This is a genomic window from Gemmobacter caeni (genome assembly GCF_003054195.1).
Taxonomy (GTDB): domain Bacteria; phylum Pseudomonadota; class Alphaproteobacteria; order Rhodobacterales; family Rhodobacteraceae; genus Gemmobacter; species Gemmobacter caeni.
The window spans coordinates 108,725-135,154 of the sequence record NZ_QBKP01000009.1; the positions used below are offsets into that span (position 1 = coordinate 108,725).

General features: G+C 65.0%; 28 protein-coding genes. 10 read left to right on the forward strand and 18 right to left on the reverse strand.

Features of this window, described 5'->3' with window-relative positions; translation table 11 throughout:
• Window positions 1-7 precede the first annotated feature (7 nt).
• A complete protein-coding gene (locus tag C8N34_RS27170) occupies window positions 8-130 on the forward strand; it encodes a hypothetical protein (RefSeq protein WP_255349808.1) in 123 nt (40 codons plus the stop codon).
• 142 nt (window positions 131-272) lie between these two features.
• Here C8N34_RS27170 and C8N34_RS14875 read toward each other — a convergent pair whose 3' ends face one another.
• A complete protein-coding gene (locus C8N34_RS14875) occupies window positions 273-713 on the reverse strand; it encodes an iron-sulfur cluster assembly scaffold protein (RefSeq protein WP_054304428.1) in 441 nt (146 codons plus the stop codon).
• Window positions 714-779: 66 nt separating this feature from the next.
• Here C8N34_RS14875 and hisI point away from each other — a divergent pair, with 66 nt between their 5' ends.
• A complete protein-coding gene (gene hisI, locus C8N34_RS14880; RefSeq protein ID WP_054304427.1) occupies window positions 780-1,139 on the forward strand; it encodes a phosphoribosyl-AMP cyclohydrolase in 360 nt (119 codons plus the stop codon).
• Between the two features lie 56 nt (window positions 1,140-1,195).
• Here hisI and rplI read toward each other — a convergent pair whose 3' ends face one another.
• The 3 genes from rplI to rpsF are packed head-to-tail and all read right to left on the reverse strand — an operon-like array spanning window position 1,196 to window position 2,461.
• Window positions 1,196-1,765 (reverse strand): 50S ribosomal protein L9, encoded by a 570-nt coding sequence (gene rplI / locus C8N34_RS14885; protein ID WP_054304426.1) that lies wholly within the window; start codon window positions 1,763-1,765, stop codon window positions 1,196-1,198.
• Window positions 1,766-1,777: 12 nt separating this feature from the next.
• Entirely contained in the window at window positions 1,778-2,005 is a 228-nt protein-coding gene (rpsR, locus tag C8N34_RS14890) for a 30S ribosomal protein S18 (RefSeq protein ID WP_023666208.1), read from the reverse strand.
• Window positions 2,006-2,029: 24 nt separating this feature from the next.
• On the reverse strand, window positions 2,030-2,461 hold the full coding sequence (rpsF, locus tag C8N34_RS14895) for a 30S ribosomal protein S6 (protein WP_108129468.1): 432 nt from the start codon (window positions 2,459-2,461) through the stop codon (window positions 2,030-2,032).
• Between the two features lie 288 nt (window positions 2,462-2,749).
• Here rpsF and C8N34_RS14900 point away from each other — a divergent pair, with 288 nt between their 5' ends.
• From C8N34_RS14900 to C8N34_RS14910, 3 genes are all read left to right on the forward strand, one after another.
• A complete protein-coding gene (locus C8N34_RS14900) occupies window positions 2,750-4,552 on the forward strand; it encodes an OmpA family protein (RefSeq protein ID WP_108129469.1) in 1,803 nt (600 codons plus the stop codon).
• 248 nt (window positions 4,553-4,800) lie between these two features.
• A complete protein-coding gene (locus tag C8N34_RS14905; protein ID WP_108129470.1) occupies window positions 4,801-5,787 on the forward strand; it encodes an XdhC family protein in 987 nt (328 codons plus the stop codon).
• Window positions 5,787-6,797: a molybdopterin-binding protein gene (locus C8N34_RS14910; RefSeq protein ID WP_108129471.1), complete on the forward strand. Its 1,011-nt coding sequence runs from the start codon at window positions 5,787-5,789 to the stop codon at window positions 6,795-6,797. Before C8N34_RS14905 ends, C8N34_RS14910 begins: the two co-directional genes overlap by 1 nt.
• A 69-nt stretch (window positions 6,798-6,866) precedes the next feature.
• Here C8N34_RS14910 and infC read toward each other — a convergent pair whose 3' ends face one another.
• Window positions 6,867-7,355: a translation initiation factor IF-3 gene (gene infC, locus C8N34_RS14915; protein ID WP_229825139.1), complete on the reverse strand. Its 489-nt coding sequence runs from the start codon at window positions 7,353-7,355 to the stop codon at window positions 6,867-6,869.
• Between the two features lie 249 nt (window positions 7,356-7,604).
• On the opposite strand from infC, the gene C8N34_RS14920 reads away from it, so the two are divergent.
• Window positions 7,605-8,471 carry a hypothetical protein gene (locus tag C8N34_RS14920; protein WP_108129472.1) on the forward strand — a complete coding sequence of 289 codons (867 nt, stop codon included), beginning with the start codon at window positions 7,605-7,607 and terminating at the stop codon, window positions 8,469-8,471.
• Window positions 8,472-8,542: 71 nt separating this feature from the next.
• Here the strand turns inward: C8N34_RS14920 and C8N34_RS14925 are convergent, their stop codons facing one another.
• Genes C8N34_RS14925 through C8N34_RS14945 form a run of 5 tightly spaced genes read right to left on the reverse strand, consistent with a single transcriptional unit; the run spans window position 8,543 to window position 12,566 of the window.
• Complete coding sequence (locus tag C8N34_RS14925) at window positions 8,543-9,367, reverse strand: ferredoxin--NADP reductase (RefSeq protein ID WP_054303693.1); 825 nt, start codon at window positions 9,365-9,367, stop codon at window positions 8,543-8,545.
• 51 nt (window positions 9,368-9,418) lie between these two features.
• Window positions 9,419-9,820: a DUF934 domain-containing protein gene (locus C8N34_RS14930; protein WP_054303692.1), complete on the reverse strand. Its 402-nt coding sequence runs from the start codon at window positions 9,818-9,820 to the stop codon at window positions 9,419-9,421.
• The gene (locus C8N34_RS14935) at window positions 9,817-10,578 is read right to left on the reverse strand and encodes a phosphoadenylyl-sulfate reductase (RefSeq protein ID WP_108129473.1); all 762 of its coding nucleotides are present in this window, start codon (window positions 10,576-10,578) and stop codon (window positions 9,817-9,819) included. The genes C8N34_RS14930 and C8N34_RS14935 overlap by 4 nt, the downstream gene beginning before the upstream one ends.
• Window positions 10,568-12,238 (reverse strand): nitrite/sulfite reductase, encoded by a 1,671-nt coding sequence (locus tag C8N34_RS14940; RefSeq protein WP_108129474.1) that lies wholly within the window; start codon window positions 12,236-12,238, stop codon window positions 10,568-10,570. Before C8N34_RS14940 ends, C8N34_RS14935 begins: the two co-directional genes overlap by 11 nt.
• Before the next feature lie 28 nt (window positions 12,239-12,266).
• Window positions 12,267-12,566: a DUF2849 domain-containing protein gene (locus C8N34_RS14945; RefSeq protein WP_054303689.1), complete on the reverse strand. Its 300-nt coding sequence runs from the start codon at window positions 12,564-12,566 to the stop codon at window positions 12,267-12,269.
• Between the two features lie 143 nt (window positions 12,567-12,709).
• On the opposite strand from C8N34_RS14945, the gene C8N34_RS14950 reads away from it, so the two are divergent.
• Window positions 12,710-13,174, forward strand: coding sequence for an Lrp/AsnC family transcriptional regulator (locus tag C8N34_RS14950; RefSeq protein ID WP_108129541.1), 465 nt, complete (start codon window positions 12,710-12,712; stop codon window positions 13,172-13,174).
• Window positions 13,175-13,227: 53 nt separating this feature from the next.
• Here C8N34_RS14950 and tkt read toward each other — a convergent pair whose 3' ends face one another.
• Window positions 13,228-15,243: a transketolase gene (tkt, locus tag C8N34_RS14955; RefSeq protein WP_108129475.1), complete on the reverse strand. Its 2,016-nt coding sequence runs from the start codon at window positions 15,241-15,243 to the stop codon at window positions 13,228-13,230.
• A 240-nt stretch (window positions 15,244-15,483) separates the two neighbouring features.
• Between tkt and C8N34_RS14960 the strand changes: the two genes are divergently transcribed.
• Together C8N34_RS14960 and C8N34_RS14965 are read left to right on the forward strand one after the other, a co-directional pair.
• Window positions 15,484-16,029: a hypothetical protein gene (locus C8N34_RS14960; protein ID WP_054303725.1), complete on the forward strand. Its 546-nt coding sequence runs from the start codon at window positions 15,484-15,486 to the stop codon at window positions 16,027-16,029.
• Window positions 16,022-16,402: a cell division protein ZapA gene (locus C8N34_RS14965; protein ID WP_108129476.1), complete on the forward strand. Its 381-nt coding sequence runs from the start codon at window positions 16,022-16,024 to the stop codon at window positions 16,400-16,402. Before C8N34_RS14960 ends, C8N34_RS14965 begins: the two co-directional genes overlap by 8 nt.
• Before the next feature lie 3 nt (window positions 16,403-16,405).
• Here the strand turns inward: C8N34_RS14965 and C8N34_RS14970 are convergent, their stop codons facing one another.
• The 7 genes from C8N34_RS14970 to C8N34_RS15005 form a co-directional block, all read right to left on the reverse strand.
• The gene (locus tag C8N34_RS14970) at window positions 16,406-17,341 is read right to left on the reverse strand and encodes a hypothetical protein (protein ID WP_108129477.1); all 936 of its coding nucleotides are present in this window, start codon (window positions 17,339-17,341) and stop codon (window positions 16,406-16,408) included.
• A gap of 76 nt (window positions 17,342-17,417) precedes the next feature.
• Window positions 17,418-17,777, reverse strand: a complete 360-nt coding sequence (gene grxD, locus C8N34_RS14975; protein WP_054303686.1) for a Grx4 family monothiol glutaredoxin — start codon at window positions 17,775-17,777, stop codon at window positions 17,418-17,420.
• Window positions 17,778-18,089: 312 nt separating this feature from the next.
• Window positions 18,090-18,332, reverse strand: coding sequence for a BolA/IbaG family iron-sulfur metabolism protein (locus tag C8N34_RS14985; RefSeq protein WP_054303684.1), 243 nt, complete (start codon window positions 18,330-18,332; stop codon window positions 18,090-18,092).
• A 29-nt stretch (window positions 18,333-18,361) separates the two neighbouring features.
• Window positions 18,362-18,859 carry a GNAT family N-acetyltransferase gene (locus tag C8N34_RS14990; RefSeq protein ID WP_108129479.1) on the reverse strand — a complete coding sequence of 166 codons (498 nt, stop codon included), beginning with the start codon at window positions 18,857-18,859 and terminating at the stop codon, window positions 18,362-18,364.
• On the reverse strand, window positions 18,856-21,018 hold the full coding sequence (purL, locus tag C8N34_RS14995) for a phosphoribosylformylglycinamidine synthase subunit PurL (protein ID WP_108129480.1): 2,163 nt from the start codon (window positions 21,016-21,018) through the stop codon (window positions 18,856-18,858). The genes C8N34_RS14990 and purL overlap by 4 nt, the downstream gene beginning before the upstream one ends.
• Window positions 21,019-21,086: 68 nt before the next feature.
• Complete coding sequence (locus tag C8N34_RS15000; protein WP_054303681.1) at window positions 21,087-21,665, reverse strand: DUF6151 family protein; 579 nt, start codon at window positions 21,663-21,665, stop codon at window positions 21,087-21,089.
• Window positions 21,666-21,926: 261 nt separating this feature from the next.
• The gene (locus C8N34_RS15005; RefSeq protein ID WP_054303680.1) at window positions 21,927-22,820 is read right to left on the reverse strand and encodes a LysR family transcriptional regulator; all 894 of its coding nucleotides are present in this window, start codon (window positions 22,818-22,820) and stop codon (window positions 21,927-21,929) included.
• A gap of 174 nt (window positions 22,821-22,994) precedes the next feature.
• Here C8N34_RS15005 and C8N34_RS15010 point away from each other — a divergent pair, with 174 nt between their 5' ends.
• Window positions 22,995-26,387: an indolepyruvate ferredoxin oxidoreductase family protein gene (locus C8N34_RS15010; protein ID WP_108129542.1), complete on the forward strand. Its 3,393-nt coding sequence runs from the start codon at window positions 22,995-22,997 to the stop codon at window positions 26,385-26,387.
• The last annotated feature ends 43 nt before the right edge of the window (window positions 26,388-26,430 follow it).

Sequence of the window (26,430 nt, forward strand, 5' to 3'; positions counted from 1 at the left end):
GGTTCCGATGCTGAAGGAAGTCAAAGCCATCATCACCCGCTCCCGCGCAACTTTGCTGGAGGATGCCGCCGGGGCGGTCTCGCTGTTCGTTCTCTTGATTGTCGGCCTGAATCTGCCAGGCCTTGCCTGAGCCGCTGACACTGCCGGTTTTTCACTGCCTGCGGTCTGTTAAGGGCGCATCGACCCCAAGCGATGCCCGCGTCACTGTCCCCGACGCACCTGCCTGCCAGACACGCCACTCACCGCCGCAGCATGACTGCGGCGGTTTTTTTTTATGCGGCCTCTGCCGCCGTGATGGCCTCTGCCAGCGCCTCGATCGCCAGCAGGATCGAAGCGTGGCGGTTCTTGTAATCCCGCGCGGGCAACAGCACTTCGAACCCGGCGAAAGCGCCCGAAGGCGGTGGCGCCCCGTCCTTCAGCATGGCGCGCAGCGCGTCCCGCGCAGCTTCAACCTCAGCCCGGTTGCGGCCGATGGCGGCACCGCCCACCACGGCGGCCGAGGCCTGACCCAGTGCGCAGGCCTTCACGTCCTGCGCAAATTCCGCGACGCGGCCATCCCGCATCACCACATCTGCCGTGATGGTCGAGCCGCAGACCGGCGAGCGGCGGCGCGCGCTGCCCTGTGGCGCGGGCAGGCGGCCCAGATGCGGGATGTCGGCGGCCAGGGCCAGAATCCGGCCGGAATAGAGTTTCACAAGATCGCTGTCGCTCATCGCTTTTCTCCGCCGCTGTCCCCGCATAGATAGACCTGCAACTGCGGCAATGCAAAGGAGGCGCCGATGCCATTCGATCCGGCTGGCCTAAAGTATGATGCGAACGGTCTGATCCCGGCCATCGCGCAGGACCATGCCACGGGCGAGGTGCTGATGATGGCCTGGATGAATGCCGAAAGCCTGAAGCGCACGTTGGAAACCGGGCAGGTGACTTATTGGTCCCGCTCGCGTCAGGGGTTCTGGGCCAAGGGCGAGACCTCGGGCCATGTGCAGCGGCTGGTGGAGCTGCGGGTGGATTGTGACCGCGATTGCCTGTTGATGCAGGTCGATCAGATCGGACCCGCCTGCCACACCAACCGGCGGTCGTGTTTCTATACTGCGATCCGCGACGGGCAGGAGGTGGTGACCTCGGACCCTATCGCCTGAGGCAAAGAAAAAGGCCGCGCGGAACCCGCGCGGCCTTTTCCATTCTGTCGGTCGGATCACTCGTCCGAAGCGGCAGCGCCCACTTCGTCGAACAGTTCCGCGATCTCGAACTCGGCCGCGGCTTCCGCTTCGGCTGCGAGTTCCTGGATCGACTTGCCCGAGGCTTGCAGTTCGGCTTCTTCGGCCGAACGGGCGACGTTGATCGTGATGCGCACCGAAACTTCGGGGTGCAGAACGACGGTCACCGAATGCAGACCCAGATCCTTGATCGGACGATCCAGAACGACCTGACCGCGCGCGACGGTGAAGCCGCCCTCGGTCGCCGCATCGGCCACGTCACGGGTGGTGACGGAACCATAGAGCGCGCCGGAATCCGAAGCCGAACGGATGACGATGAACGCCTGACCGTCGAGCTTGGCGCCCACGGCTTCGGCTTCTTTCTTCGTTTCCAGGTTCTGCACTTCGAGTTGCGCCTTGCGGGCCTCGAAGGATTTGATGTTCGCGTCGGTGGCGCGCAGCGCCTTGCCTTGCGGCAGCAGGAAGTTCCGGCCGTAGCCGTCCTTCACCTTCACCACATCGCCCATCTGGCCCAGCTTGGCCACGCGCTCAAGAAGGATGACTTGCATCGAAGTATCTCCTTATTTCACGGCATAGGGCAGCAGGGCGAGGAAGCGGGCGCGTTTGATGGCCTGGGCCAGTTCACGCTGCTTCTTCGCCGAGACGGCGGTGATGCGCGACGGAACGATCTTGCCACGCTCGCTGATGTAGCGTTGCAGCAGACGCACGTCCTTGTAGTCGATCGCCGGGGCATTGTCGCCCGAGAAGGGGCAGACTTTCCGACGGCGGAAGAAGGGTTTGTTCGCCATGATGATGGTCCTTTCCCTGTCAGATCAACGACGACGGTCGCCGCCGAAGCTGCGCTCGCGGCGTTCGCCACGTTCGCCTTCCGGACGGTCCCCACGGTCACCGCGATCGCCACGGTCCCCACGCTCGCGCTCGTCGCGCTTCTGCATCTGGACCGACGGGCCTTCGGCGTGCTTTTCGACCTTGATGGTCAACACGCGCATCACGTCGTCATGCAGGCGCATCAGGCGTTCCATTTCCTGCACGGCAGCGGCGGGCGCGTCCGATTTCAGGAAGGCGTAGTGGCCCTTGCGGTTCTTGTTGATCTTGTAGGCCATCGTTTTGACGCCCCAGTATTCGTGTTCAACGACTTTGCCGCCGTTGTCCGCGAGGACCGTGGAGAAATGATCGATGAGACCTTCGGCCTGCGCGTTGGACAGATCCTGACGCGCGATCATGACATGCTCGTAGAGAGGCATGTAAGCTCCGTATCATAGGCGCATTTCATAGGGCGGGCCTTTTCGCCTTCCGCGGCCCGTCCACGAGAGGCTGCGCCGGTTCATGGGTCATGCGGAAGGATGGGCGTCCTTACACAGGATTGTGCTTTGGCGCAAGCAAACTTCCGGGGAGTTGCCGGAATTCCCGCCTGTCAGGGGCTGTCGGTGGCATGATATGGCATATCAGCGGGGATTTTTGTCTACAGGGAACCATCTCCGGTGCAGGTGGTTGCCCTTTGGCCCACCGCAAAGAATCGAAAGAGGATAGGCATGAACCGTATTCTGAACTGCACGACGGCACTGGCCGTCGCTCTGGCTGGCATCAATCCCGCAGCCCTGAGCGCGCAGACCCGTGTCCAGGTCCAGGGGCAGACCGTGGTCTGCCTGCCCGACAAGAAGACGGCCTGCCCGGATGGCGCCAACTGCATCGTGGTAAAGAACCCCGCGAATTGCGAGAAGCGCGCCTTCGAGAAATTCGGTGGCGGCTCGCCTGAGCGCAAGAACGGCGAAGGCGCCGAGCAGCCGAAGAAGAAAAAAGCTGCTGCCGAGCAGGATGCGGCGCCTGCCAAGAAGAAGGCGGCGGATGAGCCGGTGAAGAAGCAGAAAAAGGCGGCTGAGGAACAGAAACCCGCCAAGGAGAAGAAGGCCGACAAGCCCGTAAAGGAGAAGAAGGCCGAGAAGAAAGAGAAGAAAGACGACAAGAAGGACAAGGTAGTCCCGAAGGCACCCACGCGCAGCGAAGCCGTCGCGCCGGTCGAGGAGCCGCAGGTGAAAGTGCCCAGCGGCGCGCCGCGCAGCTCGGACAACGACAATGCGCCGACGCTGGCGCCCGATACGTCGGTCAACACCGCCAATACCGCCCCTGCCGAACAGAAGCCGCGCAAGCCGCGCAAGCCGCGTGCCGAAGAGGACCAGGCGATTCTCGATGTGCTCGGCTCGGAACCCGCCGCGCAGCAGGCCGACACCACGCAGAAGGATGGCACCAAGAAGCGCCGGAATTCGAAGAAGCCCGAAAAGCCCGAGGCGGCTCTGGTGCCCTCTGGCGCGCCGCGTTCCGGGGATGATGGCCCGCAGGTCACGGAATCCCGCGTAACACGCGAGGATCGCCGCGACGCCAGCCGGGATTATGACACGCCGGTGATCGGTGACCAGCAGACCGCCAAGAAAGACAGTGGTGGCCTCTCGAAACTGGAAAAGGCCGGGCTTCTGGCGCTTGGCGCGCTGGCCGTCGGGACGCTGCTGAAGAACGGCAACAAGGTCGTGTCGAACACCGGCGACCGGGTGGTCGTTGACCGGGGCTATGGCGATTATGTCGTGCTGAAGGATGATGACGCGCTGATCCGCGAACCGGGCAGCAATGTGCGCACCGAAACCTATCGCGATGGCTCGACCCGCACCACGGTGGATCGCGCCGATGGCACGCAGATCATCACCATCCGCGATGCCTCGGGCCGGGTGCTGCGCCGGGCGCGCATCAATCTCGATGGCAGCCAGACATTGCTGATCGACGATCTGAGCGACCGCGTGCAGGAAGTGGACGTGACGCGTCTGCCGAAGCCGCAGCCGGGTCTTGCCATCTCGACCTCGGGCGAGGATGCGGCGCTGCGTGCGCGCATGCTGAGCCTGCGCGCGGCGGAAGCGGGACGTTCGTTCAGCCTTGCGCAGATCCGCGATTATCCGGAGGTGCGGGCGCTGGCGCCGACCGTGGATGTCGACAACATCACCTTCGAAACCGGCTCTGCCGCGATCCGGCCTTCGGAGGCGGAAAAGCTGTCGCAACTGGGAGAGTTCATGTCCCAGATGATCGAGGAAAACCCCGGCGAGATGTTCCTGATCGAAGGTCATACGGATGCGGTGGGGGATGCTGCCTATAACCTCGCGCTGTCGGACCGTCGCGCCGAAAGCGTGGCGCTGGCGCTGACCGAATACTTCGACGTTCCGGCAGAGAACATGGTTGTGCAGGGCTATGGCGAGGGCGAGCTGCGCATCGCTTCTGCCGGAGACGAGCCGCGCAATCGCCGGGCTGTTGTGCGGATGATCTCGCCGCTGATGCGTCAACTTGCCTCGAACTGAGGCAGGACAATTTGACCAAAATCAAGGTGGCAGGGCTTCGGCCCTGCCATTTTGCTTTTGCGCGGGTTCTCCCTGTTCTCCGCGCGGGCCTGCCCGGCAATGCTCCGAAGCCGGACACCGGGCGCCGCCGGGCCTCCCCCCTGCGGCGCCTGCTTTTTTGCTGCGGCGCGCGCGTGGCTGTGGCACCTTCGTCGCATGGCAGGCCACCCCGTGCTGGGGCTAGCTTGGGCCACAGGCGGGAGGGCAGCATGGAATTCCGGCACGATCAGATTCCCGAAATCGCGCTTGACTGGCATCGCGGCGGGCGCGGTGCGGTTCTGGCCACCGTGGTTGAAACCTGGGGCTCGGCGCCGCGCCAGCCCGGTGCGCAATTGGTCATTGACGGGCAGGGTGCGATCATGGGTTCCGTCTCTGGCGGGTGCGTCGAAGGCGCGGTGATCGCCGAGGCGGAGGAGGCGCTGCGCGACGGCAAGCCCCGGCTCCTGACCTTCGGGGTCAGCGACGACACCGCCTTTGCCGTGGGTCTGGCCTGTGGCGGCACCATCCGTATCCTGCTGGAACCCGTGGGCGTCGCGCTGCCCGAGGCCATGCTGGCCGAAATCGTTGCTGCCCGCGCAACCCGCCGCGCCCTGGCCTATGCCGTGCATCTGGAAAGCTGGGAACGCCGTCTGGTCGACGGGCCGGGCGATGCCTTGTCGGCCGCGGTCGCCACCCGGATGCGTGCCGACCGCTCCGGTCCAGAGGAGGACGGCTGGTTCATCGCCATTCACAACCCCGGCCTGCGTCTGGCTATCGTGGGGGCGGTGCATATCGCGCAGCCACTGGCACAGATGGCGCGGCTGTGCGGCTATGACGTCAGCATCATCGACCCGCGCGAAACCTTCGGTTCCGCCGCGCGCTTTCCCGGCGAGGTGATCCGTGACGACTGGCCGGACGAGGCGCTGGCGGCGCTTGGTCTGGATGCGCGGACGGCGGTTGTGACGCTGACGCATGACGCCAAGCTGGATGACCCGGCCATCCGCGCCACGCTGGGCAGCCCGGCCTTCTATCTGGGCTGTCTCGGCTCGACCCGCACCCATGCGAAACGCGTGGAACGGCTGCTGGCTGCCGGGTTTGACGCGGGCCAGATTGCGCGCATCCATGCGCCTGTCGGTCTGGCGATCGGGGCGAAAAGCCCGGCGGAAATCGCGGTTTCGGTCATGGCCGAGATCACCCAGGTTCTGAGGCAGGGCTGATGCAGTTCGGGCCGGTGTCACTGACCGAGGCTGAGGGCGCCATTCTGGCGCATCGGGTGGATACGGCGGATGGGCCTTTGCCCAAGGGCGCCCGGCTGGATGCGATGGCGCTGGCGCGTCTGGCGGCGGCGGGGCTGTCCGAGGTCATCGTGGCTCGCCCCGACACCGGCGAAATCGGCGAGGATGCGGCGGCGGCCCGGCTGGCGGAGGCGCTGCTGGCCGGGGCGGGCGGCCTGCGCGGTGGCGGGGCGGCGACGGGGCGGGTGAACCTTCATGCCACCGGGCCTGGGCTGTTGCGTGCCGATGTCGCGCGGATCGACGCGCTGAATGCGGTGCATCCGATGATCACGCTGGCCACACTGCCCGATCTGGCGCGGGCAGAGCCGCGCAGCATGGTCGCGACCGTCAAGATCATCTCTTACGCCGTGCCCGAAGCCGCGCTGGAGGCGGCCTGTGCCCATGCAGCCGGGGCCTTGCGGCTGGTCCCCCCCGTGCTGACACGGGCGGCGCTGATCGAGACGGCGCTGCCCGGCGCAGAGCCGCCAGCCCCCAAGGGGCGCGAGGCGCTGGCGCTGCGGCTTCGGCGGCTGGGTGTGGCACTGGCACCGCGTTGCATCGTCCCGCACCGGACCGCGCCTCTGGCCGGGGCATTGACCGACGCGCTGGCGGAAACGGATGCGGAGATCCTGTTCATCCTCACCGCCTCGGCCACATCTGATCCCGCCGATGTCGCCCCCGCCGCGCTGGTAGCGGCGGGCGGGCGGCTGGAGCGGTATGGCATGCCGGTCGATCCGGGGAACCTGTTGTTCATTGGCGCGCTTCATGGCCGCCCGGTGATCGGCCTGCCGGGCTGTGCCCGTTCGCCTGCGCTGAACGGGGCGGACTGGGTGCTGGAACGGGTGATCTGCGGCTTGCCGGTCGGGGCGGCTGACATTGCCCGGATGGGCGTCGGCGGTCTTCTGAAGGAAATCGCCGCTCGGGGCCGCCTGCGCGAGGCGCCGTCGGAGTAAACCGGGTAGCGCTGACAGCAAAACGGGGGCCGGAAGGCCCCCGCTGTTTCTTCTGCCGGTCAGTCCCGCTTACTTGGGCGCGATCATCATGACCATCTGACGGCCTTCCAGCTTGGGCATGGATTCGACCTTGCCAGCCTCCACCACGTCTGCGGCGACGCGGTTCAGCAGTTCAAGGCCAAGTTCCTGGTGGGCCATTTCGCGGCCACGGAAGCGCAGGGTGATTTTCACCTTGTCGCCTTCGCCAAGGAACTTCAGCACCGCTTTCATCTTGACGTTGTAATCATGGTCGTCCGTGCCGGGACGGAACTTGATTTCCTTGATCTCGATGATCTTCTGCTTCTTGCGGGCCTCGGCTTCACGCTTCTGCTGTTCGTATTTGAACTTGCCGAAGTCCATGATCTTGCAGACCGGGGGTTCCGCGTTGGGCGAAATCTCGACCAGATCAAGCCCGGCTTCTTCCGCCATGGCGAGGGCGCGGGCGGGCGTCACGACGCCGACGTTTTCGCCGTCTGCGCCGATGAGACGGATTTCCGGCGCGCGGATGCGGTCGTTCACACGGGGGCCCGTATCGCGTTGCGGCGGGGCGTTGTGGGGTCTGCGGGCTATGGCTTCGGTCCTTCTGCCATTGGAATTATGGGCGCAAAATAGTCTCGCGCCCCGGCCAGTTCAACCGGATTCGACGGATCGGAGGGATCGTCGCGGTCGCTGGTGCAGGATACGGCAATTTCCCCTTCAAATTGCGGCGCCAAACCCCCATCTGGGACGGGAGTGCCAGATTTCGGTGCCACAGGAAGGGACACGACTATGAACAGCAAGGTCATCATTGGCGGTGTGGTCGTCGCGGCTGCTGCTGCGGGCTACTATTTCTTCGGTCAGCAGGCCCCGGGTGAAGCCGAGAAAGCTGCGGAGACCGCGACGGAGGCGGCGCAGACCGCAGCCCAGACGGCCGCGACCGAAGCCGCGACCGCGACCGAAGCTGCCGCGGATGCGGTGGAAGGTGCGGGTGAGGATGCGGCGCGTGCGGCGGCGGAAGCTGCGAATGCGGCGGCCGAGGCCACCCAGCAGGCGGGTGACGCGGCGGCGGCTGCTGTCGGGGCGGCCTCTGACGCGGCAGCGGATGCGGCGGGCAAGGTGACCGGCGCGGCGGAAGAGGCGACGGCTGCGGCAACCGAAGCTGCGGCAGGCGCTGCCGAGGCCGCGAAACAGGCGGCGGAAGCGGCGGAAGGTGCGGCGAAGGCAGCGGCCTCCGAAGCGGCGCAGGCGACCGGGCAGGCGGTGCAGGCCGCAGGCGATGCTGCGGCTGCGGCGGGTGAGACCGCGGGCACCATGGCTGACACTGCTGCCAAGACGCTGGAGGGCGCGGCCAACAGTGCCGCCGCGACAGCCGATGCAACGGCGGGCGACACGGCTGACGCCGCGCAGGATGCGGCGGCTGCTGCCAATGATGCTGCCGCAGCGGCCAATGATGCGGCTGCAGGTGCGGTGGCCGATACCGCCAATGCTTTCGATCCCGCGACGTTTGACGCGGCCAAGCTGAACGGCCTGATTGATGCCTCGACGCTGGATGATGGCACCAAGGCTGCGCTCAAGGCGGCAGTGGATGGCGCAGCGAAAAATCCGGCGCTGGTGGAGGCGGCGCTGAAACAGGTGAAAACCGCGCTGGGGATGTAAGCCCCGATCAAATGGAAACGCCGCGCGAAACCCGCGCGGCGTTTTTGTTTCAAGGACTTGTGGCGTGACCCTTAGACGCCATCCCCCACGAAGGCTTTCTCGACCACATATTCGCGCGGTTCGGAATTGGCGCCCTCACGCAGACCAAAGCTTTCCAGCACCGCCATCACATCCTTGTTGAACGCAAGGCTGCCGCAAACCATCGCGCGATCCGTCGCCGGGTCCATTGGCGCCAGCCCCAGATCGGCAAACACCTTGCCCGAGGACAGGTTGTCAGTGATCCGGCCAGTATGGTGGAAGTCCTCGCGTGTGGTGGTGGGGTAGTATTTCAGCTTGCCCGCCACCAGTTCGCCGATCAGCGGATCATCGTGCAGGCCTTCCACCAGTTGCCGGCCGTATTCCAGCTCGGCCACGGTGCGGCAGGTGTGCATCATCACCACTTCGTCGTATTTCTCATAGGTCTCCGGGTCGCGCATCAGGCTGGCAAAGGGCGCGATGCCGGTGCCGGTGGCAAGGAACCACACCCGCTTGCCCGGCAGCAGCGCATCATGCACCAGCGTGCCCACGGGTTTGGGGCGCAGGATGATCTCGTCCCCTGGCTGGATATGTTGCAGCTTCGAGGTCAGCGGGCCATCCGGCACCTTGATCGAGTAGAACTCCAGCTCTTCGTCCCAGTTGGGCGAGGCAATGGAATAGGCGCGCAGCAGCGGTTTGCCGTTGTCGCCCATCAGGCCGATCATCACGAACTCGCCGGACCGGAAGCGCAGGCTTTGCGGACGGCTGACGCGGAAGGAAAACAGGGCATCGGTCCAGTGCTTCACCGACAGCACGGTTTGCGCATCGGGCAGGTGGACCTTGGTCGCGGCGGTATCGGACACGGGTTTTTGCTCGGTCATGGAATATCAAATCCTGAATATGTCAGGTGGAGGCCAGAGAAAAGCCCGGATTCAGGCCCGCAGCCGCGACTGATAGTCATGGGCCTGCCAGTCGGCGCGGAATTTCCACTGCGGCTCCGGCTGGCGGGCGGCCAGATCGTCGGGGATCTCGACCGAGTCGAAGCCGACGCGGCGGGCCATGGCATATTGATCGGCGATGACATGGCCAAAGGCGCGCAGCTCGCCCTTGTAGCCCATCATGCGCAGGCGGCGGCCGATGGTGAAGGCGCGGCCATCGCTGAAGGCGGGGAAGGCGACGCGGATCAACGCAATCGCTTCCAGCCGGTCTGCCAGCGCTGAAGGATCATCAGTATGCGCAAGGTCCAGTGCCGTCGCGGTGGCCGCGGCATCAAGACCGGGGTTCTGGCTGTCGGCCACGGGGGTGAAGCCGGTATCGGTGACGATCACGCTCATGCCGCGTTCTCCTCGGTGGTGCCGCCGCGCACGGCGCGGCCGTTGATGAAATGGATGCCGCATTCGGTTTTGGCGCTGCCGCGCCAGCGGCCCGCACGCGGGTCTTCGCCGGGTTTCACCGGGCTGGTGCAGGGCGCGCAGCCGATGGAAGGGTAGCCCTTGGCGACCAGCGGATGCCGGGGCAGGCGGTTGTTGACGATGTAATCCTCAAGATCCTCGCGACCCCAATGTGCCAGCGGATTGACCTTGATACGGGTTTCGCCCTCGGCCTCGAAGAACTCGACCTCCTGCCGCGTCGCGCCCTGATAGCGCTTGCGCCCGGTGATCCAGCCGTCGAAATCCTTCAGGGCCCGTTCCAGCGGCTCCACCTTGCGGATGGCGCAGCAGGCATCGGTGTTGAACTGGTGCAGCGTCCCGTCGGGATCGTCGAATTCCACCTTCTTGGGGTGCGCGCGGATGGTGCGGATGTCGCAAAGCGCCAGTTTCTCGGCCAGTTCGCGCTGATATTCCAGCGTTTCTTTGAACAGCATCCGCGTATCGACAAACAGCACCGGCGTTTCCGGCGCGATGACGGAAACGAGGTGCAGCAGCACGACCGATTCCGCCCCGAAAGAGGACACCAGCGCCACGCGCCCCAGATCGGGGTCACCCAGCGCATGTTCCAGAACGGCAGTCGCGCCGTGATGGCGATAGCGGGCGTTCAGCGCGGCGACCCTGTCGGCCACCGTACCGACCGGCCCCGAGGTGTCACGCGGCATCCCGGTTTCCTTCCCCCGGATAAAGCGCCGCCTTGAAGGGCGGCAGGCCCACCCGGCGATAGGCTTGCAGGAAGGTTTCTTCCGGGCCTTCGCGCAGGTCGAGATAGGCGAGAACGATCCGCTCGATCGCGGGCACGATCTCGTCATAGGCGAAGCCCGGACCGGCACGCTCACCGATCACGGCATCTTCGGTGCCGTCGCCACCCAGGGTGATCTGGTAATTCTCCACCCCCGCGCGATCCAGACCCAGAATGCCGATATGGCCGACATGGTGATGACCGCAGGCGTTGATGCAGCCCGAGATCTTGATCTTGAGCGGCCCCACGTCATGTTCCAGCTTCAACGCGTCGAAGCGGGTGGCGATTTCCTGCGCGACCGGGATGGCGCGGGCGGTGGCCAGTGCGCAGTAATCCATGCCGGGGCAGGCGATGATGTCGGAGATCAGCCCGACATTGGCGGTGCCCAGCCCCGCCTGCATCAGCGCGGCATGCACCGCCGGCAGGTCCGATTTGTGGACATGCGGCAGGATGACGTTCTGTTCGTGGCTGACGCGCAGCTCGTTATGGCCGTAACGCTCGGCCAGATCGGCCATGACACGCATCTGGTCGGCAGTGGCGTCGCCCGGCGTCTGGCCATGGGCCTTCAGGCTGATCGTCACGATGGCATACTGGTCGTTGCGGTGTTTCGCCAGGTTGGTATCGGCCCAGGCGCGGAACACCGGATCGGCCTTGTAGAAGGCGTCATAGGCCTCGACCGGCGCATTGCGGAAGGCGGGCGGCGCGAAAGCCGCGCGGATGTCGGCCAGCAGCGCCTGATCGTTGCCGCCGAACAGCGGGCGCAACTCGGCAAAGCGCGCCTCGATCATGCGGGTGATTTCTTCCTTGCCGGTCTCGTGCAGGGTGATCTTGATGCGCGCCTTGTATTTGTTGTCGCGGCGGCCAAGCGTGTTGTAGACGCTCAGCACGGCCTCGACGTAAGGCAGCAGATCTTCCACAGGCAGGAAGTCACGCACGGTCATGGCGACCATCGGCGTGCGGCCCAGACCGCCGCCCACCAGCACCTGAAAGCCGGTCTCGCCCGCGTCGTTCTTCACGATGCGCAGCCCGATGTCATGCGCCGCCGTCACCGCACGATCCTGCGCGGCGCCGGTAATGGCGATCTTGAACTTGCGCGGCAGGAACTGGAACTCCGGGTGGTCGGTCGACCACTGGCGCAGCAGTTCGGCATAGGGGCGGGGGTCTTCGATCTCATCCGCCGCGGCGGCGGCGAAATGGTCGGCCGTCACGTTGCGCACGCAATTGCCGCTGGTCTGGATGGCATGCATCCCCACATCGGCCAGCGCCGACAGCATCTTCGGCACGTCCGACAGTTTCGGCCAGTTGAACTGGATGTTTTGCCGCGTGGTGAAATGGCCATAGCCCTTGTCCCAGGTCTGGGCGATATGGGCCAGTTGCCGCATCTGGCGCGGGTTCAGCGTGCCATAGGGGATCGCCACGCGCAGCATGTAGGCGTGCAGTTGCAGATACAGCCCGTTCATCAGGCGCAGCGGGCGGAACTCCTCTTCCGTCAGGCTGCCGTCGATGCGGCGTTCGACCTGATGGGTGAATTGCGCCACGCGGGTGCGAACGAAGGCTTCGTCGAATTCGGAATAGCTGTACATGATGCGGTCCGGGGCTGGCTGGCTGCGGTCAGACGAGTTCGGCCTGCTTGCCGAGGAAGTAGTTGGACGGGCCACGGGTGCGGAACACCTCGCGGAAATGGGTGGGTTCCGGGCCATTCGGGCCTGCCTTGGCATCGGCCAGATAAGCCCCTACAGCAACGGATTTCTGCGCCATGGCATGCAGCAGGCGCAGCTGCGCATGGGCTTCGTCCTCGATCAGTTCCGCCTCGTGATGCAGGCGGGTCCAGCGGTCGTCGGCGGTGAGATAGATCACGTCGCCCTCGATCAGCGCATTGGCGGTCACGACTTTCGGGGTGAAGCGGGCCATTCGATCCTCCGGCACTTGCGGTTTCTGCATTGCAATATAGGATATTTTCCTAGTTTCGCGCCATATGGGCGGATAGATAAGGAAATCCGTTCCGAATGGGCGGCGATGTGGGACGGGGTTCCACGAAACAGGAGGAACAGGGAATGTCGGCCCGGCTGGACGAGATGGACAGGAAAATTCTTGCGGAACTGCAGGAAGATGCCGAGCAATCGCTGGATGAAATCGCCCGAAAGGTGGGGTCTTCCAAGACCCCGGTGTGGAATCGCATCCGCAAGATGAAAGAGACCGGGGTGATCATCCGGCAGGCCGCGCTGCTGGACCCCGAGGCGCTGGGGCTGGAGGCCTGTTTCTTCGTGCTGATCCGCACCTCGGAGCACGAGGCCGACTGGCAGCGCCGCTTCCTGCAAACCCTGCGCGAACGCCCCGAAGTGCTGGAGGCGCATCGGCTGGCCGGCGACATCGACTATATCCTGAAGGTTCGGGTGAAGAACGCGCGGGCCTATGACACCTTCTATCAGGCGCTGATTTCACAGGTGAAAATCCACAACGTCACGGCGCTGCTTTCGATGGAGGAAATCAAGGCGACGACGGCGCTGCCGCTGGGCTGAAATGCAAACGGCGGCCCTGCATGGGGCCGCCGTTCCGCGATTTCAAGCCGGGATCAGAGCAGGGCCTTGGCCTGTGCCACGGCATTGTCGGCGGTGATGCCGAATCCCTGATACAACCGCTCTGCCGGGGCCGAGGCGCCGAAGGAGGACATGCCGACGAAAGCGGCTTTGGCCTCTTTACCGCGCTCGCCCAGAAGCCAGCGGTCCCAGCCCTGACGCACGCCTGCCTCGACGGCGACACGCACCGGACCGGCGGGGAGCACCTTCTTGCGATAGGCCTCGTCCTGCGCGGCGAACAGTTCCATGCAGGGCATGGAGACGACGCGGGTGCCGATACCTTCCGCCTCCAGCGTCGCGCGGGCCTGCATGGCGATTTCGACCTCGGACCCGGTGGCGATCAGGATGACCTGACGCTTGCCCGTCGCCTCGGCCAGCACATAGGCACCGCGCGCCGACAGGTTCTGGTTGGTGTGCGTGGTGCGCACCGGGGCCAGACCCTGACGGCTGAGCGCCATCACGCTCGGCGTGGTTTTCGATGACAGCGCCAGTTCCCAGGCCTCAGCCACCTCGACCAGATCGGCGGGGCGGAACACCCAGGTGTTCGGCGTCGCGCGGGAAATCGCCAGATGCTCGACCGGCTGGTGGGTCGGGCCATCCTCGCCCAGACCGATGGAATCATGCGTCATCACATAGACGACCGGAATGCCCATCAGCGCCGACAGACGCATCGAGGGGCGGGCATAGTCGGTGAAGGCCATGAAGGTGCCCGAATAGGGCCGCACGCCGCCATGCAGCGCCATGCCATTCATCGCCGCGGCCATACCGTGTTCGCGGATGCCCCAGTAGACGTAACGACCCTTGCGGTTCGTCGGATCGAACACGCCCAGATCGGCGGTCTTGGTGTTGTTCGACCCGGTCAGGTCTGCCGAACCGCCGATGGTTTCCTGCGCGATCGGGTTCACCGCCGCCAGCACCACTTCCGAGGCCGAGCGGGTCGCCATCTTCTTCGGCGTCTCGACAGCGGCTTTCTTCACGCCACGGATGGCCGACACCAGCTTCGGCGCCGGATCGCCTGCGAAGATGCGGGCGAATTCGGCCTGCTTGCCCTGCGGCAGCGCGGCCAAACGCTCAGCCCAGGCGGCGCGGGTGGCCGCGCCACGGGCACCGATGGCCTCCCATGCCGATTTCACATCGGCCGGGATCTCGAACGGGCCATGCTCCCATCCATAGGCGGCGCGGGTATCGGCGATCAGCTGCTTGTCGGTCAGCGCGCCATGGCCTTTCGACGTGTCCTGCGCCGACGACCCCAGCGCGATATGCGTCTTGCAGGCGATCATCGCCGGGCGGGGCGAGCGCTTGGCCTTGTCCAGTGCCGCGTCGATTTCCACCGGATCATGGCCGTCACATTCGAACACATCCCAGCCCGAGGCGGCAAAGCGTGCCTTCTGGTCGGTCACATCCGACAGCTCGACCTTGCCGTCGATGGTGATGCCATTGTCATCCCACAGCACGATCAGGCGCGACAGCTGATGTTTGCCCGCGATGCCGATGGCTTCCTGGCTCACACCTTCCATCAGGCAGCCGTCGCCCGCGATGACATAGGTGTAGTGATCCATCACCTTGGCGCCCCAGCGGGCGCGCAGGCTTTCCTCGGCCATCGCGAAGCCCACGGCATTCGAGATGCCCTGACCCAGCGGGCCGGTGGTGGTTTCCACCCCTTCCATATGGCCGAATTCAGGGTGGCCCGCCGTGCGGGCGCCCCATTGGCGGAAGTTCTTGAGTTCTTCAAGGCTGGCCTGCTTGTAGCCCGTCAGGTGCAGCAGGCTGTAGATCAGCATGGAGCCATGGCCCGCCGACAGGATGAAACGGTCACGGTTGGGCCATTTCGGATCGGTCGGGTCGAAGTTCAGGTGTTTTTCGAACAGCACCGTCGCCACATCGGCCATGCCCATCGGCATGCCGGAATGGCCGGAATTGGCGGCCGCCACCGCATCGAGCGTCAGCACCCGGATGGCGCAGGCTTTCTTCCAGTGGTCGGGGTGCTGGGCGCGCAGGCTCGCAATATCCACGGCGAGGATCCTCGTTGTTGCGTCGGTTCGCTTCGGTCCATATCAGCCCGGCGGGCAAGATCAAGCTTCGCAAGGCGCATGGGCGGGCTTTTGTCCGCAAGTGCTTGGCGGATAAGGATCTGCCGTTTTGGGGGCACATTCCCGGCGATGTTTGCGCTAAGATCGAATGAAACGACGCGCCGGGGCGATTCGTGCAAATGCACCCGTCTCGGCACAGACGGCAAGCAAGGGCAGAATGACATGAACGATTTGGCAGAGCTGGAGCGGCGCATTTCCGCGGCGCTGACACGGATCGGGGCGGGGATCGACAGGCTGGGTGCCACGCCCGCCGAACCCACCGCCGCCACCGGGGCCGGGCCGGATACGGAAGAGCTTGCCCGCCTGCGCGAACAGCTTGAGGCCGAACGCACCACCAATGCACAACTCACTGCCCGCCTGCGGGCCGTGAAGGCGCGCGACAACAAGGCCGGTGCGGCGCTGGAACAACGGGTCGCGGAACTGACCCGGCAACTGGATGCGCAGGGGCTGGAAGCGCAGCGCATGAAGAAGAACATGATCCAGTTGCGCGAGGCGCTGCGGATGCTGCGGGAAGAGGCGCAGGAGCGTGTCGAGGCGCATTTGATCAACAAGGCCATGCTGGCCGAGCTGGAATCGCTGCGGTCGGAACGTGCGGCAGAGGCGGCAGAGCTGGCCGAAATCCTGTCGGAGATCGGGCCCATCGTGCGCGCCGCCGCCGGGGACGAGGCGGCCAGCGCCGAAGACACGAAGGAGGCCACGGATGCCTGAGATTGATATTACCATCGCAGGCCGCAGCTTCGCCGTGGCCTGTCAGGCGGGCGAAGAACATTTCCTGCGTTCGGCCGCCGCTATGCTGGATGCCGAGGCGCAGCCGCTGGTGGCGCAGATGGGGCGTCTGCCGGAAGGGCGGATGCTGCTGATGGCCGGGCTGATGCTCGCTGACAAGACCGCCGCGCTGGAAGACGAGATGCGCGCCCTGAAGTCTCGTCTGGCCGAGCTTGAGGCCCGCCCCGCGCCCGAGCCGCAGCGGATCGAGGTGCCGGTGATCCCGCCGCAGGTCGAGGAAACGCTGGCCGAGATTGCTGCGCGGGCCGAGGCGCTGGCGCAGAAGCTGGACGAAAACGCCCCGGCTGTGGGCTGAGGGTCAGCCCACCCGCCGCAGCCGCCGCCAGTGCGGCACCGCCAGAACGGCCTGAACCAGCGCCAGCGCCGCGCCTGCCGCTGCAAGAGCGACGAAGGCGCGCGCGAGAACCTGCATTTGCGGCAGGGCCTGCGCCCTGAATTCGGCGGCGGTTCCCGCCTCGACAAGCCTGGGTCCGATGGCAGAGGCCACCGTGGCGCCGTTGCTGATGGCGCGACCCGGCTGTTCATACCAGATCGTCGCCAGCATACCGCCCCTGAGCCCGCAGCCGCCGAACCCGTCCTCCAGCGGTGGCAGGTCGCCGTAATCGCGGGATTTCGCGGGCAGGTGCAGCAGCGCGCTTGGACCATCAGTCAGTTCAAGGTGCACAAGGCCGGGCAGCCGGGACTTGACGTTGCTGTTCCCGGGGGGCACGGCACCCGAACGGGCATTGCAGGGCAGGCGGATAACCTCCGCCGCAGCCATTCCGAGCGCGGGCAGAGGCGCCACACGCCCCTCCAGCAGAAAGCCGTTCACATAGGCGCCGCGCGGGCCTTCCAGCAGGGCCAGGATATCCGCGGTGCTGCGCGCAACCGGGGCATCGGTCAGGCCCAGCCACCAGTCAGCCGTGCGCCACAGACTTCCCGCCGCGATCAGCGCGACCCCCAGCACCAGAGCCGAGAGGACCGGCACCGCCAGCGCGCGGTCACGCCCCTTCAGTTTCGGATAGACCAGCCGCAGCAGCAGGTGCCCCAGCCCCAGCGGCAGGGCCAGCGCAGCGGCGGCGGCAAGGTTCGGCTCGAACACATCGGTCCGGTTTCCGGTCATCACCAGGGCCACCACCAGCCACAGTGCGGCGCCCGCCGCCGCCACCGTCCATTTCCAGCTGAGCCGGGCGAAGGCCAGAAACAGCAGCGCCGAGCCTGCGGCAATGGCCGCCAGAATCGCTTCGATCCCCATGAAATGAAAAACCCTGTCTGCAATCACTGCGGACAGGGTTCAGGGCTTTGACCTGAAGGTCAACGCAAAATGCGCCTCAGGCATTCGCCTCGCGGATCTTGTCGGCGGCTTCCTTGTTGAAGCCGATGCCATTCGATTCCAGCAGCGTGTCGAGTTCGCCCGAAATGGTCATTTCGGTCACGATGTCGCAGCCGCCGACGAATTCGCCCTTCACATAAAGCTGCGGAATGGTCGGCCAGTCGGAGAAATCCTTGATGCCCTGACGGATCTCGGCATCGGCCAGCACATTCACATCGGCGAAATCGACGCCCATGTAATTCAGGATACCGGCCACACGGGACGAGAACCCGCATTGCGGCATCATCTTGGTGCCCTTCATGAACAGCACCACGTCGTTTTTGGTGATCGTCTCGCGGATCTGGTCCTGCGCGCTCATCTTGCGGTTCCTTTGCATCGCTGGGGCCTTGCCCCGGTCTCAAGCGTTAATCTGTCTGTCTGATCCGGCGAAGCATCCTGCGCTGGATGCGGTTCGCTCTCCGGGTGAGTGCGTCGTTCCGGGCCATGGCTGCCGCGAAACTTGCGTGGTCTATCGCCTCTGTCCCAAGCTCTGGCTTGTGGTCTGGAACTTTCGGTTCCTCGCGGGGAGCGAGGGGCCGGTATCTGCCCCGCCGCCGCATCTGGGACAGCCAGACCAGCGCCACGATCCCGAGCAGAACCGCCAGAAACCAGAGTTTCGGCGTCACGCCTGTTACTCCGGCGCCTTGGTGGTCAGGGCGAGGGCATGCAATTCGCCATGCGCCCCATCCATCTTGCCCTTCAGGCTGGCATAGACGGCGCGCTGCTGTTGCACGCGGTTCATGCCCTTGAAGCTGGCGTCCACCACCTCGGCCGCCCAGTGATTGCCGTCTCCGGCGAGGTCGGTAATGGTGATCTGCGCATCGGGAAAAGATTCCCGGATCAGCGCCTCGATGTCCTTGCCTTCCATGGGCATGTGGGTGTCTCCTGTCCTTCCCGTCCAATCTAGGACGAGCGGACGGGGGCTGCAAGCGGTGGCCATGGGCCGCGTGTCTGCCATTCGCGTTCCAGCATGGACATAAAGACACAATCCACCCAGTCCCCGCCGGGCCGCTGCCAGCATTCGCGCCAGACGCCCTCGTGCTGAAACCCTGCGCTTTCGAAGAATCGCAGGGCGCGGCTGTTGTCGGCGGTGCAGTCAAGGCCCAGCCGATGCGCCTGGCGTCTGGTGAAGACCTCTGTCATCAGCGCCTCCAGGAAGGAGCGGCCAAGGCCCGGGCGGCTCACGGCAAATTCGCGCAGTCCCAGCACACGGGGCAGCCATTCGACAATCAGTGCAAAGCCCACGGGTTCGGTCGCATCGAGCCAGAGCAGCAGGTCGCCAACGGCAATCGCTTCCTCGATCTGGCCCTCGGCGGGGGCATCGAGGAAGACGCGATTGTCAGCGCGCAGCCAGAGGGCGCGGATGAATTCCGCGTCCAAAGGCTGCGCGACACGGATCATCCTTCGATGGCCGCGGCGAAGGCACCGCGATACAGCGCCGAAAGATCGGCCAGAGCGGCGCTGTCTGCGCCAAAGTGGACGGTATCGCCGCCAAAACGACCGACGCGCAGGACCGGGACGCCGGTGGTCAGCGCGGCGGCTTCCAGCGCGGCGGCGCCTGCTTCGGATGCGGCCACCAGATAGCGGGCCTGATCTTCACCGAACAGCGTCGGAATATCGCCTGCGTCCAGGGCCACGCCAAGGCCCGCACCTTCGGCCATTTCAAAGGCCGCGAGTGCAAGGCCGCCGTCGCCAAGGTCGGTCGCGGCGCGCAGCGCCTTGCGGTTGGCGCGCAGGAAATCGCCGTGGCGCTTTTCGGCTTCCAGATCGACATGCGGCGCGTCGCCCGTCTCGATCCCGAAGGCCTCGGCCAGCAGGGCGGACTGGCCCAGATGGCCGAAGGTTTCCCCGATCACCAGCGCAACATCGCCAACGACGGGGCGACCCGCGATCAGGTCGTCCAGCGAGGCGAGCAGACCCACGGCGCCGATCGTCGGCGTCGGCAGGATCGGCTGGCCATCGGTTTCATTGTAAAGCGAGACGTTGCCCGAAACGATGGGCATTTCCAGCGCCGCCACAGCCGCGCCGATACCTTTGATGGCGCCGACGAACTGGCCCATGATCTCGGGCTTTTCGGGGTTGCCGAAATTCAGGTTGTCGGTGGTGGCCAGCGGCAGGGCGCCGACGGCGGTCAGGTTGCGGTAGGCCTCGGCCACCGCCTGCTTGCCACCCTCGAACGGGTTCGCCTTCACATAGCGCGGCGTCACGTCGCTGGTGAAAGCCAGCGCCTTGGCCGTGCCATGCACCCGCACCACGCCCGCTGCCATGCCGGGGCGGACAACGGTATCGGCGCCGACCTGGCTGTCATATTGTTCCCACACCCAGCCCTTATGGGCATAGGTCGGGCTGCCGATCAGCGCGCGCAGCGCGTCAATGGCACCGATGGCGGGCACATCGCCAAGCGCGGCGGCGGTCGGGGTTTCCACCCACGGACGGTCATATTCCGGCGCGCTGGACGACAGTTTCGACAGCGGCAGATCGGCCTTGACCTCGTTGCCGTGCAGGATGAGGAAGCGGTCTTCCGGGATCGTCTCGCCCACGATGGCGAAATCCAGATCCCATTTTTCGAAGATCGCGCGGGCCACCGCCTCTTTTTCCGGCTTCAAGACCATGAGCATCCGCTCCTGGCTTTCCGACAGCATCATCTCATAGGCGGTCATCGCCGCTTCGCGCTGCGGCACATGGTCGAGGTTCAGCCGGATGCCCAGACCGCCCTTGTCGCCCATCTCCACCGCCGAACAGGTGAGACCCGCCGCGCCCATATCCTGAATGGAAATCACGGCGCCGGTTTGCATCAACTCAAGGCAGGCTTCCAGCAGGCGCTTTTCGGTGAAGGGGTCGCCGACCTGCACGGTGGGGCGTTTTTCCTCGATGGTCTCGTCGAATTCGGCCGAGGCCATGGTGGCACCGCCCACGCCGTCGCGGCCGGTCTTGGCACCAAGATAGACCACCGGCATGCCGACGCCCGAGGCCGCCGAATAGAAGATCGCATCCGCATCGGCGAGGCCGGCGGCGAAGGCGTTCACAAGGCAGTTGCCGTTGTAGGCGCGGTGGAACCGCACCTCGCCGCCGACGGTGGGCACGCCGAAGGCATTGCCGTAACCACCGATCCCTTCAACCACACCCTTCACCAGATGCGCGGTTTTCGGATGCGAGGGCAGGCCGAAGCTCAGCGCGTTCATCGCGGCGATGGGGCGGGCACCCATGGTGAACACATCGCGCAGGATGCCGCCGACGCCGGTGGCCGCGCCCTGATGCGGCTCGATGTAGGACGGGTGGTTATGGCTTTCCATCTTGAAGATGACGGCCTGACCGTCGCCGATATCCACCACGCCCGCATTTTCACCGGGACCGCAGATGACCTGCGGGCCGGTCGTCGGCAGGGTGCGCAGCCATTTCTTCGACGATTTGTAAGAGCAATGCTCATTCCACATGGCCGAGAAGATACCCAGCTCTGTGAAGGTTGGCTCGCGGCCGATGATTTCGAGGATGCGCTGGTATTCGTCGGGCTTGATCCCGTGCGAGGCGATCAGCTCGGGAGAGATGGCTGGTTCTTGCATGGCGGCGCCCTGTCGTGATGCGTGATGCGGGCTTCTTTAGGGGAAGGCGCGGCCCGAGGAAAGGCCCGTTACCGGCCTGAGGGCGGCCTTGCGGCATTGCGCTGGTCCCGGGTGAGGATTTCAGGCCGCACTGCAGGCGTGCGGCTGTCGCGAAAGAACGGGTTCTGTCGCCAGCTTCCGGTGATCTTCGCGGGAAGCGCGCGGGCCAGCAGGCCGAGGATGGCGCCGAATGTGCCGTTCGGTTTCACCGGGCTGTGTGCGGCAGCCGTATTGGCATGGCAGGTCACCGGGCCGAACCCCGCCTGACCGGGTTTCAGGATCGCCGCGAAGAACGGCAGGCCCATATGCGGCAGCGAATTGCCGATGGGCGCACCGCAGCAGCCCGCATACCAGCGCATCAGCCCTTTCGGCCCCAGACGCAGGGCCGCCAGCCGGTCATATCCGGCGGTGAAGCGGATGTGCTGCGGCAGGGTCTGGAAAATCTCGGTGCCGCCCCGGGCATCCAGCCAGATCGCATCGGCCTTCAGGTGGCGCACAAAGCTCTGGCAATCGGCGCAGTAGCATTCAACATGCGTGCCGGGGGCGGTTGGTGCGATTTCCCACTGCATCGTGCCGCAGGTGCAAAGGAATTGTCGGGGATTGGTCATGTGTGCCTCCGTCATGCGGGAGAGCCTCCCATATTCCGCAGGCAACCGCCCGAATAATCGGCAGAGCAAAAAAAAGGCCGAGCAGAAGCTCGGCCCAAGTCCAACAGGGAGGTATGAAGCCGACAAGAGAGAAACTCGATTGCCGTCTTCAAGACGCCATTTATGTGGGCAGATCGCACGGATCAAGGGCAATCATGCCGCAGGTGCAGCATGGCCGTCATGCGCTCGCTGCATGGCTGGCCAAACATGCCCCGCAAGTGCTTAATTTTGGTGCGTTTTACGAAAAAGCTGGATCTCTTCGGTAACGAAATCCCGGAAGGCGGAAACCCGCTTCGAATGCCGCAGCTCCTCGGGGTAGGCGAGGAAGACCGGAACCTCGTTTGAATCGACATCCGGCAGCACCCGTACCAGATGCGGAAAATCTTCGGTGATGTAGTCAGGCAGGACGCCGATGCCGATATGGCTGAGCACCCCTTGCAGCACGCCGAAGTAGTTGTTCACCGTGAAGGTCGACGGGATGTCATAGCTCATCAGTTGCGCGACCAGCGCGGCGCCCGCTGCCACCTGCGACGTGCCCGCGTGCTGGCAGATCAGGCGATGGGCGCTGAAATCCGCCATGGTCGAGGGCGTGCCATGTTCGGCCAGATATTCAGGCGAAGCGTAGAGCCGCATGCGAATGTTCATCAGCCGGCGGCGGATCAGATCGGCCTGGCTCGGCTCTTTCATGCGGATCGCCACATCGGCCTCCCGCATCGGCAGGTCCAGCACACGCTCTTCCAGCATGAGGTCGATCTTCAGCGCCGGATATTTGCGGTAAAGCTTCACCAGACGCGGCGCCAGCCACAGCGTGCCGAAGCCCGTGGTAGTGGTGACGCGCAATTCGCCAAAGACCTCATCCTCGCTGTCGCGGATGCGGGCGGCGGTGGCTTCCAGCCGTTTGACCATCGCGGTGGTGGCGTCGAACAGCAATTCCCCCTGTTCAGTGAGAATCAGCCCCCGCGCGTGGCGGTGGAACAGGGTGACATTGAGGCTTTCCTCCAGCGCCCTGATCTGCCGCGAGACGGCAGACTGGCTCAGATGCAGGGTATCCCCCGCATGGGTCAGGCTGCCCGCATCGGCAACCGCGTGAAAGATTCTGAGCTTGTCCCAGTCCATCGTGAAACTCTTCTTGTTTTTTGCACCGCTAACATTACCGCAGGTAAATAGTCACGCTTTTGTGCCTGTAAACGGCAAACCGGCGGAAATTCCCGCTTTGTAGGTCAGCATTTTTGACCTATCATGGCGGATATGACCGTTTTGCAAGGGAGGTGCACAATGGGCGTGCAGAATGTGATCCGCAAGGATGTGTCGCTGGCCGACAGGTATGACCTGACGAAATCTCCGGTCCTGCTGAACGGGACGCAGGCCCTTGTGCGCGTGATGCTGATGCAGGCGGCGCGGGACCGGGCGGCGGGGCTGAATACCGCCGGCTATTGTACCGGCTATCGCGGCTCGCCGCTTGGGGCGGTCGACCTGACCATGAGCAAGGCAAAGCGCGAGTTGGAGGCGGCGCAGATCCTGTTCCAGCCGGGGCTGAACGAGGATCTCGCCGCAACCGCGATCTGGGGCAGCCAGCAGGCCGAACTGCGGGGCGAGGGCAAGCATGATGGCGTCTTTGCCCTGTGGTATGGCAAGGGACCGGGGGTGGATCGCACCGGCGACGTAATGCGCCACGCCAATATGGCCGGGACCAGCCGCTTCGGCGGGGTGCTGATGGCGATGGGGGACGATCACACCGGCGAAAGCTCTACCGTGCTGCACCAGTCCGACTGGGCGATGGTCGATGCCTATATGCCCGTCGTCAGCCCCGCAGGCGTGCAGGAGGTGCTGGATTACGGGCTTTACGGCTGGGCGCTGAGCCGGTTTTCCGGGCTCTGGGTCGGCCTGAAAACCATGAAGGACACGGTGGAGGCGACGGCGGTGGTCGATGGCGACCCGTTCCGCCTGAGCTTTATCACGCCCGATTTCCGCATGCCGCAGGGCGGGCTGAACATTCGTCTGGGCGATACGCCTGTCGCGCAGGAAGCGCGGATGATCGACTTCAAGCGCTTCGCCGCCGAGGCGTTTTCGCATGCCAACGGCATGGACAAGCGCATGTGGGGCAAGCCCGGCGCCCGGATCGGTTTCGTCGCGGCGGGCAAGAACTGGCTCGATCTGACCCATGCCATGAGCCTGCTGGGCCTCGACGCGACTGAGGCCGAGCGTCTGGGCGTCACCACCTACAAGGTTGGGCAGACATTCCCGCTGGACATGAAGGGCTTCCACGACTGGGCCGAGGGGCTGGAGGTCATTGTCGTCGTCGAGGAAAAGCGCAAGCTGATCGAGGTGCAGGTGAAAGAGGCGATCTTCGACGATCGTCGCGGTCGCCGGGTGCTGGGCTGGAAACACGATCGCACGCATGAAGAACTGTTCCCGACCCGCTTCGCGCTGGACCCGCTGCATATTGCGGAAAAGATCGGCGGCATCCTGATTGAAGAAGGGCGCGGGACTGAGGCAGTGAAGGCCGGGCTGGCCCGGATTTCCGAGGCGCGACGTGCGGACAATGCCCGCGATCTTGCGGCGCGTCTGCCGTATTTCTGCTCGGGCTGCCCGCATAATTCCTCGACCAAGGTGCCCGAAGGCAGCCGCGCCTATGCCGGGATCGGCTGTCACTATATGGTGCAATGGATGGACCGCTCTACCCAGGGCTTTACCCATATGGGCGGCGAGGGGGCCAACTGGATCGGCGAGGCGCCGTTCTCCAAACGTGAACATGTGTTCCAGAATCTTGGCGACGGCACCTATAACCATTCAGGTGTTCAGGCGATCCGGGCTGCTTTGGCCTCGGGCACCAATATCACCTACAAGATCCTGTTCAACGATGCTGTCGCCATGACCGGCGGGCAGTTCAACGAGGGCGGCCTGACCCCCGACCGCATCGCGCGTGAAGTGCTGGCGATGGGCGTCAAGGAACTGGCGCTGGTTTATGACCCCAAGGAAGACCTTGATCTGTCGAAGTTTCCTGCCGGTATCGCGCGCCATACGCGCGACGAGATGGAAACCGTACAGAAGCATCTTGCCACGGTGCCGGGTGTTTCGGTGCTGCTGTATGTGCAGACCTGTGCAGCCGAAAAACGGCGGCGGCGCAAGAAGGGCAGTTTCCCCGAGATTGATAAACGGGTGTTCATAAACACCGATGTCTGTGAGGGCTGTGGCGATTGCGGCGTGCAGTCGAACTGTGTTTCCGTGGTGCCGGTGGAAACTGAACTGGGCCGCAAGCGCGCGATTGACCAGTCGTCCTGCAACAAGGATTTTTCCTGTCTCAACGGCTTCTGCCCGTCCTTCGTGACGCTGGCGGGTGCAAAGCCGCGCAAGGCGGCTGCGAAGGCGCTGGATCTGCCGGACATGCCCGAACCTGTGCTGCCGGTGATCAATGGCACACATAACATCGTCATCACCGGCGTCGGCGGAACCGGGGTGGTGACCATTGGCGCCATCCTTGCCATGGCCGCACATATCGATGGCAAGGGCGCGGGCATGATGGAGATGGCGGGCCTCGCGCAGAAGGGCGGCGCCGTGCATATCCATTGCCGTATCGCGGAAAAGCCTGCTGACATTTCGGCGATCCGCGTGGCGGTGGGCGAGGCCGATGCGGTGATCGGCGGGGATCTGGTGGTGACGGCGGGGGCCAAGACGCTGGGCCTGATGACCACGGGGCGCACGAAGGCCGTGGTCAACGACCATGAGATCGTGACCGGCGAGTTCACCCGCAACACCGAATTCCGTATTCCGCAAGAGGATTTGCGCGTCGCTCTTCAGGCGCGGCTGCAACAGGCGGTGCGGTTCATCGACACGACCGAACTGGCGCGCGTGGCGCTGGGGGATTCGATCTTTTCCAACATGGTGCTCTTGGGCATGGCCTGGCAGGCGGGGCTTGTGCCGCTGACGCTGGCGGCGCTGCGCGAGGCGGTGCGACTGAACGGCGCGGGGGTGGAGGCCAATATGCGCGCATTTGACCTTGGCCGCTGGGCAGCCGAGAAACCGAAGGAGGCCGCCGCGCTGCTGGTGCCCGAGGCCAAACCACAGGTCGATCCGGTGGCCTTCCGTGCCGATCATCTGCGCGCCTGGCAGGATGACAAGCTGGCCGCGCGCTATCTGGCGGCGGTGGCGGCGGCGCCGGAAAGCCTGCGCGACTCTGTGGCAAAAGGCTATCACAAGCTCTTGGCATATAAGGACGAATACGAGGTCGCGCGGCTGCATCTGCAAACGATGGCGAAGGCGCAGGAACAGCTTGAGGGCAGTTTGCGCCCGACCTTCCACCTCGCCCCGCCGATCCTTGGCGGCACCGGGGCGGATGGCCGGCCGAAGAAACGCGCCTTCGGCCCCTGGGTGCTGCCGCTGTTCCGCTTGCTCGCCCGGATGAAGGGTCTGCGCGGCACCGCCCTCGATCCGTTCGGCCGCCACCCCGAACGCCGTATGGAACGCGCGCTGATCGCGGAATACGAGGGCGACATGGCGGCGCTTCTGCCCCTGTGCACCCCCGCGACGGAACCTCTGCTGCGTGAGTTGCTGGAGCTGCCGCTGACGATTCGCGGCTATGGTCCGGTGAAGACGGCCAACGCCGAAAAGGCGTCCAGACGGCGGGCCGATCTGATCGCGCAAATTCGCGCGGGTGGTGACAGCGCGCCGCGTCTGGCGGCCTGAGCGTCATCGCGTTGTAACCTTTCTGTCGTTTGCCTGTGGCGAC

Excerpts from the sequence above, each read along its gene's own strand:
- C8N34_RS14970 (WP_108129477.1), bottom strand. The coding sequence starts at position 17,341 with ATGGGGATCGAAGCGATTCTGGCGGCCATTGCCGCAGGCTCGGCGCTG.
- C8N34_RS15005 (WP_054303680.1), bottom strand. The coding sequence starts at position 22,820 with ATGGACTGGGACAAGCTCAGAATCTTTCACGCGGTTGCCGATGCGGGC.
- C8N34_RS15000 (WP_054303681.1), bottom strand. The coding sequence starts at position 21,665 with ATGACCAATCCCCGACAATTCCTTTGCACCTGCGGCACGATGCAGTGG.
- C8N34_RS14950 (WP_108129541.1), top strand. The coding sequence starts at position 12,710 with ATGTCGGCCCGGCTGGACGAGATGGACAGGAAAATTCTTGCGGAACTG.
- C8N34_RS14965 (WP_108129476.1), top strand. The coding sequence starts at position 16,022 with ATGCCTGAGATTGATATTACCATCGCAGGCCGCAGCTTCGCCGTGGCC.
- C8N34_RS14875 (WP_054304428.1), bottom strand. The coding sequence starts at position 713 with ATGAGCGACAGCGATCTTGTGAAACTCTATTCCGGCCGGATTCTGGCC.
- C8N34_RS14900 (WP_108129469.1), top strand. The coding sequence starts at position 2,750 with ATGAACCGTATTCTGAACTGCACGACGGCACTGGCCGTCGCTCTGGCT.
- C8N34_RS14945 (WP_054303689.1), bottom strand. The coding sequence starts at position 12,566 with ATGGCCCGCTTCACCCCGAAAGTCGTGACCGCCAATGCGCTGATCGAG.
- C8N34_RS14940 (WP_108129474.1), bottom strand. The coding sequence starts at position 12,238 with ATGTACAGCTATTCCGAATTCGACGAAGCCTTCGTTCGCACCCGCGTG.
- C8N34_RS14925 (WP_054303693.1), bottom strand. The coding sequence starts at position 9,367 with ATGACCGAGCAAAAACCCGTGTCCGATACCGCCGCGACCAAGGTCCAC.
- C8N34_RS14910 (WP_108129471.1), top strand. The coding sequence starts at position 5,787 with ATGCAGTTCGGGCCGGTGTCACTGACCGAGGCTGAGGGCGCCATTCTG.
- C8N34_RS14985 (WP_054303684.1), bottom strand. The coding sequence starts at position 18,332 with ATGCCCATGGAAGGCAAGGACATCGAGGCGCTGATCCGGGAATCTTTT.
- C8N34_RS14990 (WP_108129479.1), bottom strand. The coding sequence starts at position 18,859 with ATGATCCGTGTCGCGCAGCCTTTGGACGCGGAATTCATCCGCGCCCTC.
- C8N34_RS14930 (WP_054303692.1), bottom strand. The coding sequence starts at position 9,820 with ATGAGCGTGATCGTCACCGATACCGGCTTCACCCCCGTGGCCGACAGC.
- C8N34_RS14960 (WP_054303725.1), top strand. The coding sequence starts at position 15,484 with ATGAACGATTTGGCAGAGCTGGAGCGGCGCATTTCCGCGGCGCTGACA.
- purL (WP_108129480.1), bottom strand. The coding sequence starts at position 21,018 with ATGCAAGAACCAGCCATCTCTCCCGAGCTGATCGCCTCGCACGGGATC.
- grxD (WP_054303686.1), bottom strand. The coding sequence starts at position 17,777 with ATGAGCGCGCAGGACCAGATCCGCGAGACGATCACCAAAAACGACGTG.
- C8N34_RS14905 (WP_108129470.1), top strand. The coding sequence starts at position 4,801 with ATGGAATTCCGGCACGATCAGATTCCCGAAATCGCGCTTGACTGGCAT.
- C8N34_RS27170 (WP_255349808.1), top strand. The coding sequence starts at position 8 with ATGCTGAAGGAAGTCAAAGCCATCATCACCCGCTCCCGCGCAACTTTG.
- hisI (WP_054304427.1), top strand. The coding sequence starts at position 780 with ATGCCATTCGATCCGGCTGGCCTAAAGTATGATGCGAACGGTCTGATC.
- C8N34_RS14935 (WP_108129473.1), bottom strand. The coding sequence starts at position 10,578 with ATGCCGCGTGACACCTCGGGGCCGGTCGGTACGGTGGCCGACAGGGTC.
- C8N34_RS14920 (WP_108129472.1), top strand. The coding sequence starts at position 7,605 with ATGAACAGCAAGGTCATCATTGGCGGTGTGGTCGTCGCGGCTGCTGCT.
- rpsF (WP_108129468.1), bottom strand. The coding sequence starts at position 2,461 with ATGCCTCTCTACGAGCATGTCATGATCGCGCGTCAGGATCTGTCCAAC.
- rplI (WP_054304426.1), bottom strand. The coding sequence starts at position 1,765 with ATGCAAGTCATCCTTCTTGAGCGCGTGGCCAAGCTGGGCCAGATGGGC.
- rpsR (WP_023666208.1), bottom strand. The coding sequence starts at position 2,005 with ATGGCGAACAAACCCTTCTTCCGCCGTCGGAAAGTCTGCCCCTTCTCG.